The 10,072-nt window shown below is 29.1% G+C and carries 10 protein-coding genes; all 10 read left to right on the forward strand.

Annotated features, from left to right (window positions below):
• The first annotated feature begins 156 nt into the window (after window positions 1–156).
• Window positions 157–762 carry a flavin reductase family protein gene (locus ACH2BC_RS12850; RefSeq protein ID WP_395054404.1) on the forward strand — a complete coding sequence of 202 codons (606 nt, stop codon included), beginning with the start codon at window positions 157–159 and terminating at the stop codon, window positions 760–762.
• A gap of 126 nt (window positions 763–888) precedes the next feature.
• Window positions 889–3,204 (forward strand): FAD-dependent monooxygenase, encoded by a 2,316-nt coding sequence (locus ACH2BC_RS12855; protein ID WP_395054405.1) that lies wholly within the window; start codon window positions 889–891, stop codon window positions 3,202–3,204.
• Between the two features lies 1 nt (window position 3,205).
• Window positions 3,206–4,030, forward strand: a complete 825-nt coding sequence (locus ACH2BC_RS12860; protein ID WP_395054406.1) for a KilA-N domain-containing protein — start codon at window positions 3,206–3,208, stop codon at window positions 4,028–4,030.
• A gap of 3 nt (window positions 4,031–4,033) precedes the next feature.
• Entirely contained in the window at window positions 4,034–5,635 is a 1,602-nt protein-coding gene (locus tag ACH2BC_RS12865; RefSeq protein ID WP_395054407.1) for an AMP-binding protein, read from the forward strand.
• A 177-nt stretch (window positions 5,636–5,812) separates the two neighbouring features.
• A complete protein-coding gene (locus tag ACH2BC_RS12870; protein ID WP_395054408.1) occupies window positions 5,813–6,235 on the forward strand; it encodes an acyl-CoA thioesterase in 423 nt (140 codons plus the stop codon).
• A complete protein-coding gene (locus tag ACH2BC_RS12875) occupies window positions 6,232–6,915 on the forward strand; it encodes a hypothetical protein (protein WP_395054409.1) in 684 nt (227 codons plus the stop codon). Before ACH2BC_RS12870 ends, ACH2BC_RS12875 begins: the two co-directional genes overlap by 4 nt.
• A gap of 31 nt (window positions 6,916–6,946) precedes the next feature.
• Window positions 6,947–7,660: a hypothetical protein gene (locus ACH2BC_RS12880; protein ID WP_395054410.1), complete on the forward strand. Its 714-nt coding sequence runs from the start codon at window positions 6,947–6,949 to the stop codon at window positions 7,658–7,660.
• 2 nt (window positions 7,661–7,662) lie between these two features.
• On the forward strand, window positions 7,663–8,643 hold the full coding sequence (locus ACH2BC_RS12885; RefSeq protein ID WP_395054411.1) for a carbon-nitrogen hydrolase family protein: 981 nt from the start codon (window positions 7,663–7,665) through the stop codon (window positions 8,641–8,643).
• A 7-nt stretch (window positions 8,644–8,650) separates the two neighbouring features.
• Window positions 8,651–9,235 carry a hypothetical protein gene (locus ACH2BC_RS12890; protein ID WP_395054412.1) on the forward strand — a complete coding sequence of 195 codons (585 nt, stop codon included), beginning with the start codon at window positions 8,651–8,653 and terminating at the stop codon, window positions 9,233–9,235.
• 67 nt (window positions 9,236–9,302) lie between these two features.
• A partial coding sequence (locus ACH2BC_RS12895; RefSeq protein WP_395054413.1) for a cupin domain-containing protein occupies window positions 9,303–10,072 on the forward strand: 770 nt, incomplete at its 3' end.

Genomic DNA, 10,072 nt, shown 5'->3' on the forward strand with positions numbered 1-10,072 from the left:
AAAATACATTCTATATAATTTTTATCAAATTATTGCAAAAAGGTAAATTATTTAAGTTCTAAACAAATAGAGTTTAAAAAGTTAATAATTTTTTACTTGATTTTGATTTGTAGTCCTAATAATTTGACTTAATTTGTAAAAAACTACAAATTTTTTATGCAATTTAATCCTGATGATTTAGAATATTCTGTAATTTATAAACTACTAACTGGTTCAGTAATTCCACGTCCAATTGGTTGGATATCAACTATCGATGAAAACGGAATTAATAATCTTGCGCCGTTTTCTTATTTTAATATTGTTGGCGAAGATCCACCACATGTTATGTTTTCTACAGTTAGAGGAAATAATACCAATAAAGATACATTGAATAATGTTTTAGCAAATAAACAATTTGTTGTGAATATGGTTACCGAAGATTTGGTTGAACAAATGAATAGTACTTCGCAAGCTGTAAGTCCTGATGTTGATGAGTTTCAATTGGCACACCTTACTCCTATTGCATCAGTAAAAATAAAACCAATGAGAGTTGCAGAATCTAAAATTACTTTTGAATGTGAAATGGTACATCATTATTTTCTAGAAAATCATAAAAATGGTGCTGCTTGTATAATAATAGGTAGAATTGTGATGATGCATTTTGATGATTCAGTTTTATTAGATAATTTTAAAATTAATATGGAAAATTACAAGCCAGTTTCAAGATTAGCTGGTTCAAATTATAGTAAAATTGGTGAAGTTTTCTCAATAAAAAGAGAGTAAGATAGAATAAAAAAATCTTAATTACCTTAACGTTCTTAATGGTTTAAATAATAAAAGTAAAAGTATCTTAATAATTTTAGATACTGAAAACCTGAAATTAATTCAGTGTAAACAAGTTCAGTATATATGAAAATAACAATAATTGGTGGTGGTCCAGGTGGATTATACTTTTCGATTCTAACAAAAAAAGCAATTCCAAATTGTGAAATAACTATTTACGAACGCAATAAAGCAGATGATAGTTTCGGTTTTGGTGTTGTTTTTTCAGATGAAACTTTGGGGGAATTCTTGAAACGTGATATGCAATCTTATGAATTGATTCGTGATAAATTTGCCTATTGGGATGATATTGTTATAGCAAGAAATGGACAAAAAGTTAACAGTTCTGGAAACGGATTTTGTGGTTGCTCTCGAAAAACATTATTGCAATTATTGCAACAAAGATGCACTGAAGAAGGAATAAATTTGCATTTTGAACAAAACGTTGACGATTTATCACAATTCTCAGATTCTGATATTATTGTAGCTTGCGACGGAATTGGAAGTGCAATTAGAACCCAATTTCAATCTGATTTTGGAACTAAAATTGAACTTCAAAAAAACCGATTTGTTTGGTGCGGATCAACAAAACCGCTAGACGATTTTACTTATTTTTTTAGAACAACAGAATTCGGAACTTTTGTAGCACATTCTTATCAATATGAAAAAGGAATGAGCACTTGGATTTTTGAATGTACCAATGAAACTTGGTTAAAATCAGGTTTTGAAGTTACAAATGAACAAGATACTGTTGCTAAAATTTCCGAGATTTTTAAAGAAGAATTAAATGGACACTCGTTAATTACAAACAAATCGCATTGGCGACAATTTCCCAATATTACCAACCAAAAATGGCACAAAGACAACATTATTTTACTTGGCGATGCTAAAGCCACAGCGCATTATTCTATTGGTTCTGGAACAAAAATGGCAATGGAATGTGCAATTGCTTTATCAGACGCTATTGTAGCTTTTCCAAATGACAAAAACGCAGCTTTTGAACAATACGAAAAAACAAGACGAAATACTGTAGAAATGATTCAATATGCAGCCAATGTTTCATTAGATTGGTTTGAAAATATGGACAGACACATGCAGCACTCATTTTATCAATTTGCTTTTGGATGTATGACGCGTTCTAAAAAAGTAACTTATGAAAACTTGCGTTTGCGTGATAAATCTTTTACTGATAAGGTTTTAGAGGAATTTAATTTGTCTTCCCGAGCGCAGTCGAGGGATTTTGATGAAACCGTAATCATCAATCAGACACCTGCTTTCACAAAATTCAAACTTCGTGATTTAGAACTACAAAACCGAATTGTAATGTCGTCTATGGGACAATATTCGGCGGAAAACGGATTGGTAAACGATTGGCATTTTCAACATTATATTTCGAGAGCAATTGGTGGTTTAGGATTAATTTTAACCGAAATGACAGCTATCTCTGAAACTGCACATATTACTTTAGGTTGCACTGGTATATATAATGAAAATCAAATAGTTGAATGGAAACGAATTATAGAGTTTATTCATCAAAATACTCAAACAAAAATCGGAATTCAGTTAGGACATTCTGGTCGAAAAGGTGCTACAAAAAAACCTTGGGAAACTTCTGAAATAGAGGATAAATGGAATTTGATTTCTGCTTCGCCAATTGCTTTTAATGAAAATTTTGCAATACCAAAAGAAATGACTTTATCAGATATGGATAAAATTGTTGCGCAGTTTGTTCAAGCCACAATAAATTCAGAAAAAGCAGGATTTGATTTAATTGAATTACAAGTACATCACGGATTTTTACTAGCTTCATTCCTATCACCATTGACAAATATTCGTAAAGATGAATTTGGTGGAAGTATTGAAAATCGATTAAAATTTCCACTACGAGTTTTCAACGAAATGAGAAATGTTTTTCCAAAAGAAAAACCAATGTCGGTTAGAATTTCAGCATCAGATTGGGCAGAAAACGGAATTTCTGAAGAAGATGTAATTTCAATTGCAACAGCTTTCAAAAATGCTGGTGCAGATATAATTAATGTTTCAACAGGAAATACAGTTGCCAATCAAAAACCTCAAACTGGTAGAATGTGGCAAACACCATTTTCAGATTTAGTTCGTAATTCTGTTCATATTCCAATGATTACAGCAGGTTACATTCAAGATATTGATCAAATTAATACAATAATTTTAAACGGAAGAGCCGATTTAGTTGCTCTTGGAAAACCATTGCTTCTTGATCCTTTTTTTGTTAGAAATGCTCAAGCGTATGAAAATTTTCAATCTGATGATATTCCAAACCAATACAAAGCTGGAATTACACATTTGTATCCTTTAAAAATTTCTGAAAGGAAACAAACTGACGGAATGAAAAAAGCTTTGAAACCTAAGAGTAATAAAAAGTGAGATGAAAGATAAAAAATCAAAAATTGAAGTACAAGGTTTTGAGATCAATATTGTTTCAAAAAACGATAATGATTATATTTCTTTAACAGATATGGCTAATAAATTTGGTGGTGACGATTTAATTTACAGCTGGATGAGAAATAGAAATACTTTAGAATTTTTAGGAATTTGGGAACAAATTCATAATATAAATTTTAAAGGTGGCGAATTCGAGACCTTTAAAAAAGAAGCTGGATTAAATTCATTCCATTTAACACCTAAAAAATGGATAGATAGAACAGATGCCTTGGGAATTTATTCTAAAGCAGGAAGATATGGCGGAGGAACTTTTGCACATAAAGATTTAGCTTTCGAATTTGGTAGTTGGTTAAGTCCTGAATTCAAACTATATCTAATAAAAGAATTTCAAAGATTAAAAGAAGATGAAAACTCAAGATTATCATTAGATTGGAATTTAAATAGAACGTTGTCAAAATTAAATTATAGAATTCATACTGATGCTATAAAAGAACATATTATTCCAGAAAACATTACTAAAGAGCAAACTAGCATTATTTATGCCTCAGAAGCTGATGTATTAAATGTTGCATTATTTGGAAAAACCGCAAAACAATGGCGTGATGAAAATATAAAACTAGAAGGAAATATTAGAGATTATGCCACAATTGAGCAATTATTAGTTTTGGCAAATATTGAAAGTATGAATGCCGAATTTATTAGAATGAATTTGCAACAAAAAGAACGATTGATAAAATTGAACCAAATGGCAATTGTTCAAATAAAATCGATTACCAATAATCCTACTATTCAAAAATTAAAAGAATAGTTTATGAAGAATTATCAAGACAATTTCGCACACGATAATTTACCCAATCAAGATTTACATCCTGATTGTGCTTTCTTGGATTTGCAACAATTTCAACATCCAGAAATGCTAAATTGTGTTGAAAAACTTTTAGATAATCATATTAAAGAAGGTCGAGGAAATAATATTTGTATCAGAACATTTACAGAAACTTGGACATATCAAGATTTATTTGAAAAAGCCAATCAAATTGCTCACGTTTTAGTTGACGATTTAGGTTTAAAATCAGGAAATAGAGTTTTAATTCGTTCTGCAAATAATCCAATGATGGTTGCTTGTTGGTTTGCAATTTTAAAAGCTGGCGGAATTGTTGTTGCCACAATGCCATTACTCAGATCAAAAGAATTAACAACAATTATCGATTGTGCCGAAATTTCACACGCTTTTTGCGATAGCGATTTATCAGAAGAAATGAATTTAGTTTCATCAAAATTTCTTAAAAAAATAAGCTTCTTCAGAAATGGCGATTTGGAAAAGTTAATGCGATTCAAACCAAAAACATTTAATAATTTTCATTCAAAATCAGATTCGGTTGCATTAATAGGTTTCACTTCTGGAACAACAGGTTTACCCAAAATGACTGCCCATTATCATAAAGACATTCTAAATATTTGCGAAGCATTTCCAAATTATTCTTTGCAACCAACTGAAAATGATATTTTTATAGGAAGCCCACCACTCGGATTTACTTTTGGTCTTGGCGGATTAGTTTTGTTTCCAATGTATTTCGGTGCTTCTACTTTTTTAATAGAAAAACCTAGTCCAGATTTATTATTAAAAGCAATTGAAGAATATAAAATTACTATTTGCTTCACAGCACCAACAGCTTGGAGAATTATTACAACCAAAGTAAATGATTTTGATATTTCTAGCTTACGCAAATGTATTTCTGCAGGAGAAACTTTACCGTTAAAGGTTTGGCAAGATTGGTTTGATGCTACTGGATTAAAAATTATTGACGGAATTGGAGCAACAGAAATGCTTCATATTTTCATTTCTTCTAATGATTCAACTATGAAACCTGGCGCAACTGGAAAAGCAATTACTGGTTACGAAGCCAAAGTTATAGATTCAAAAGGAAATGAAGTTCCAAGAAATCAAATAGGAAGATTGGCTGTGAAAGGAATTACAGGTTGCAAATACTTAAAAAGAGAAGAAAAACAAATAGAATATGTTCAAAAGGGTTGGAATATAACTGGTGATATTTTCCGTCAAGATGAAGACGATTATTTTTGGTTTGTAGCTCGTGGCGATGATATGATTATTTCTTCTGGCTATAATATTGCAGCAATTGAAGTAGAAAGTGTACTTTTAACCCATTCAGCTATTTTAGAATGTGCTGTAGTGGGTTTGCCAGATGATGAACGTGGAATGTTAGTTTGCGCTTATATTATTTTAAAAGAAAATGCTAAAGCTACAGATGAAATGAAATTAGCTATTCAACATTGGTTCAAGCAAGTAGCAGCGCCATATAAATATCCAAGAGCAATACATTTTGTTGAGGAATTACCAAAAACAGAAACAGGAAAAATTCAGAGATTTAAATTGAAAAATAATTATATTTAGAAGCTATTTCCAGCTATCCGTTGCAATCTTTTTATACCTAACAGGTTTAAAAAACCTGTTAGGTATAAAAAGGATTTTCACTTCTATCTGGGTTAAACCTATCAGCAATGGTAAATGTTTAATTTAAAATTTGTGAGAATCAGTAAAATCAATTATAATTTGTAGCAAAAATAAAATATGAATCAACCATTTATAAAACAAGAAAAAATTCGTTTCAAACATATCGATTACGCAGGAATAGTTTTCTATCCACGATTTTTAGAAATGCTCAACGATTTAGTAGAAGATTTCTTTGAGGAAGCATTAGACAGACCATTTTCAAAAATGCACGAAACTAATGGAATTCCAACAGTTGATTTAAAAATTCAATTTAAAAAACCAGCAAGATTAGGAGAAATTTTAACCAAAAAATTGTGGGTAAAAGAGTTAAAAATTTCTTCTCTACTTTGCGGATTTATATTTGAAAATGAAAATAAAGAAACTGTTCTTGAAGGCGAAGTAACATTAGTAAATGTAAAAATCCAAGAAGACAGAAATAGAATTAAATCAGAACCTTTTAATGAGGAAATTATATCAAAAATATCAAATTTTATACTATGAAAGTATTTAAAATATTTTTTTTAATTTTTATTACTTTAGCGATTGGATGTAATAATAATGATGAAAGTGAATTAAAAAATGCAATTGAAGTTAATAATAAAAGTATAGTAAAAGAAATTGAAGTATTTAGATTTCTACTAAAACAAAGAAATTATGAAAATCCTCAACGATTTGATAGTGTTTCAATGGAAAGGATTGATAAATTAATTGTTAAAATAATTAAGTTTAATAAAATTGAAAACTATAAACTTTTAATTTCCGATATTGAGAAATATTCCAAGTCTAATAAAACTATCGTACTTATTGAAACTGTAAATTCTAAAAATTTAATAATTTTAAAAAATAATTTATTATTAAATTGTTATAGATTCATAAAAGCTTATGAAGTGAAAAATTTATCTTTTATGGATCGCACACATTGCATTCTTGGAACGGAAGTGCAAACTGACATGATAGATTCAAATGACTCAATTTATTTAAAATTTAAAGCTAGTAATCCATATACAGTTGAAATTGACTCCATTGTTTATAATAAAATTAAATTAATGTATAATAATAAAAAAGAATTTACAATTGATATTTTGAAATTTAAAAAAGTAAAAGAATTTCCAAATGTGTATGGTAAAATATTTTATACAAACGATAATGACAAATCAATATTAATTCAAGAAATAAAATAAAAATATCCAGTTTTATTATCTAATTAAAAATATGAAACATATAATTATAACAATAATTCTAATCTTCTTTACTAGTTGCAGCGATAAAGATAATTATTTATCAATAATAAAAGATAATAATGAAATATTAATAAATCAATTAGATCTTGAAATTTGCCAGTTAAAAACTAAAAGTATTGAAGCTCGTGGTGAGTTTGTTGAAAAGTATGAAAGTTTTAATAATATTTATGGTCAAATCATTAAAATCAAAAGTTATAAAGATTATGAATTAGGAATAAATGAAATTCAAAATTATTCATCTAAAGAAAAAATCAATTTTAATTGTAAAAAAATAAAATCTGAAAATATTGAAGTTTTACAAAATAACTTGTTAGTGAATTTTATTGAATTTTGTAATTATACCAAAATATTTCGTTCTGGAGCTCCACCTTCAAATTGTGGAATTATGAGTAGAACAAAATTTATAAACACACGGAAATACATAAAAAATGATTCAATTAATATTGATTTTGAATCTAAAATTAATTTAAGTAATTATGAAGTAATTATTGATTCGATTATTGATAACGGACAAAATAAATCAAATTTTAAAAGTGATTTTATAAATAAATTTTGGAAAGTAAAATACAAGACAAATTCAAAAAATTCAATAATCTATTGGAAAGTATTTCTTCACGATAATAATTGGAATGAAACAATTTTATTTGAAAAAGGTATTGATACTATTACAAAAAAAATCAAATAACAATGGAATTTAAAAAATTCAAAGCCGCAACCGTTCAAACCTCACCAGTTTTTCTAAACATAGAAAAAACTATTGATAAAGCCATTTCTTTCATTAAAGAAGCAAGTCAAAATGGCGCGCAACTAATTGCTTTTCCAGAAGTTTTTATTGCAGGTTATCCATATTGGAATTGGATTATGACGCCAATTCAAGGAAGTAAATGGTACGAACAATTATATAAAAATAGTGTTGCCATTTCTGATGAAGTTATGAAACCTTTATATCAAGCCGCAAAAGAAAACAACATTCACATCGTAATAGGAATTAACGAAAGAGGAAATTCTTATGGTGAAATTTATAATACCAATTTAATAATTGACAATCATGGAAACTTAATTGGAAAACATCGAAAATTAGTTCCAACTTGGGCAGAAAAACTCACTTGGACTTCTGGAGATGGTTCATCTTTAAAAGTATATAATACCGAAATTGGACCAATTGGAACATTAGCTTGTGGCGAAAACACCAATACTTTAGCAAGATTTACATTATTAGCACAAGGCGAATTAATTCACATTGCCAATTATATTTCTCTTCCTGTTGCGCCACCAGATTATGACATGGCAGAAGCAATTAAAATTAGAGCTTGCGCACATTCGTTTGAAGGAAAATTGTTTACAATAGTTTCTTGTTCAACAATCTCGCAAGAAATAAAAGACGTTTTACGAGCAGATGTTCCAAATGTGGATGAATTATTAACTCGTAAAAACTCAGCTTTTTCTGGATTTATTGGTCCGAATGGTGCTGTAATCGGAACACCTTTAATTGATGATGAAGGAATTATTTATGCTGATATTGATTTAGAAAAATGCATACAACCAAAACAAATGCATGACATACTTGGTCATTACAATAGATTTGATATTTTTGATTTACGAGTAAATACAGCACCAACTCGAAATATTACATTTATAGACAATCATGAAGAGTTTAATAAAAAATAATAATATAATGAAAAGCACTTTGTTGTTACTAATATTTTCACTTTCGGCTTATTCGCAAAAGAGTATCGATACTTTATATATCAAAATTAAGATAGACAGTTTAATTGCTTCCAAGTTAAATGGTAATGTTATTAAATACTTTAAACTTGAAAATAATCCATCATCAATGAGAATACAAGATGGTAATAAAATCTTTCCTCGTAGCTTTAAAAAGGGAATAAGAGAAAATGAAGTTTTTAGAGGAGGAACATTTTATTATACTTTTCAACACCCAGAAATACCTAATTTTAGTTATTTTTTTCATTTCAAAATCAATGAAAAATTTGAATTTATAGTTCCTCAAGAGTTTAATTTTATACCTGATTTTGTTATATCCGGAAAAAAATCTAACTTCATTTCATTAAAGAAAGTAACAGAAATTGCTAAAAAAAACATTTCAAAAAAAGGGATTAAAATGTCAAAACCAAAAATAGAATATAAAGAGGATAGTAAATCATTTAATTATTTAGTGGTAAATACTATAAAAGAAAAAAACGATAAAAGAGGAGAAATCATTTTTTCTGAATATGAATATATATATAGATTGCGTTAGCGGCAAATACTTATCAAGTGGTATTGGATTTTTTAGTTCTGATGGACTTGAGCAAATAGATTAAAATATGGAAGCAAAACATTCAGACAATCAGATCGGTCGTGCACGAGTTCAAGACACACCAGAATTAGAAGCATATTATAAAGAACTAGAAAATCTTGGTGCTGGTGCATTATGGACAGTTGCTAATGATATAGAACCTTGGGAACCAAGAAGTTCATCAGTTCCAATGCTTTGGAAATATGAAGATTTAAGAGATTTAGTTTTAAAATCATCAGAATTAGTTACACCAGAACAAGCAGGAAGACGTGTTGTTTATCTTGTAAACGACAAACGCAAGGATGTTTCTGCTGCGGTTGGTTGGTTGTACACTGGAATTCAAGTTACAAAACCTGGTGAAAGTACTTCTGCACACAAACACAAAGCTTCTGCTCTACGTTTTATTATGGAAGGCGAAGGCGGATATACTGTGGTTGATGGAAACAAAATCACACTTGAAGTTAATGATTTTGTAATAACACCCAATTCTACTTGGCACGAACATGGTTGTGATATAAAAGGTAAAACCTGCATTTGGCAAGATGGTTTGGATATCCCGTTAATTAATGCATTAGAAGCCAATGATTATGCTGTTTACGACGGAAAACAACCTGTTGAAAAACCAACCAATCAATTGCCAAATTCTTTCAGTGCTTCTGGATTAATTCCTGCCGATTTAGTTTGGGATAAACCCTATTCGCCATTATTTAAATACTCTTGGAAAACCGTTTATCCTGCATTGTTAGAAGCTTTAAAAGTTAATAAATTAAATCCAATTGACGGAATAATTATGCACTA

Source organism: Flavobacterium sp., assembly GCF_043760115.1.
Lineage (GTDB): Bacteria > Bacteroidota > Bacteroidia > Flavobacteriales > Flavobacteriaceae > Flavobacterium.

Coding starts and splice junctions, on each gene's coding strand:
- ACH2BC_RS12850 (WP_395054404.1), top strand. CDS start 157: ATGCAATTTAATCCTGATGATTTAGAATATTCTGTAATTTATAAACTA.
- ACH2BC_RS12855 (WP_395054405.1), top strand. CDS start 889: ATGAAAATAACAATAATTGGTGGTGGTCCAGGTGGATTATACTTTTCG.
- ACH2BC_RS12860 (WP_395054406.1), top strand. CDS start 3,206: ATGAAAGATAAAAAATCAAAAATTGAAGTACAAGGTTTTGAGATCAAT.
- ACH2BC_RS12865 (WP_395054407.1), top strand. CDS start 4,034: ATGAAGAATTATCAAGACAATTTCGCACACGATAATTTACCCAATCAA.
- ACH2BC_RS12870 (WP_395054408.1), top strand. CDS start 5,813: ATGAATCAACCATTTATAAAACAAGAAAAAATTCGTTTCAAACATATC.
- ACH2BC_RS12875 (WP_395054409.1), top strand. CDS start 6,232: ATGAAAGTATTTAAAATATTTTTTTTAATTTTTATTACTTTAGCGATT.
- ACH2BC_RS12880 (WP_395054410.1), top strand. CDS start 6,947: ATGAAACATATAATTATAACAATAATTCTAATCTTCTTTACTAGTTGC.
- ACH2BC_RS12885 (WP_395054411.1), top strand. CDS start 7,663: ATGGAATTTAAAAAATTCAAAGCCGCAACCGTTCAAACCTCACCAGTT.
- ACH2BC_RS12890 (WP_395054412.1), top strand. CDS start 8,651: ATGAAAAGCACTTTGTTGTTACTAATATTTTCACTTTCGGCTTATTCG.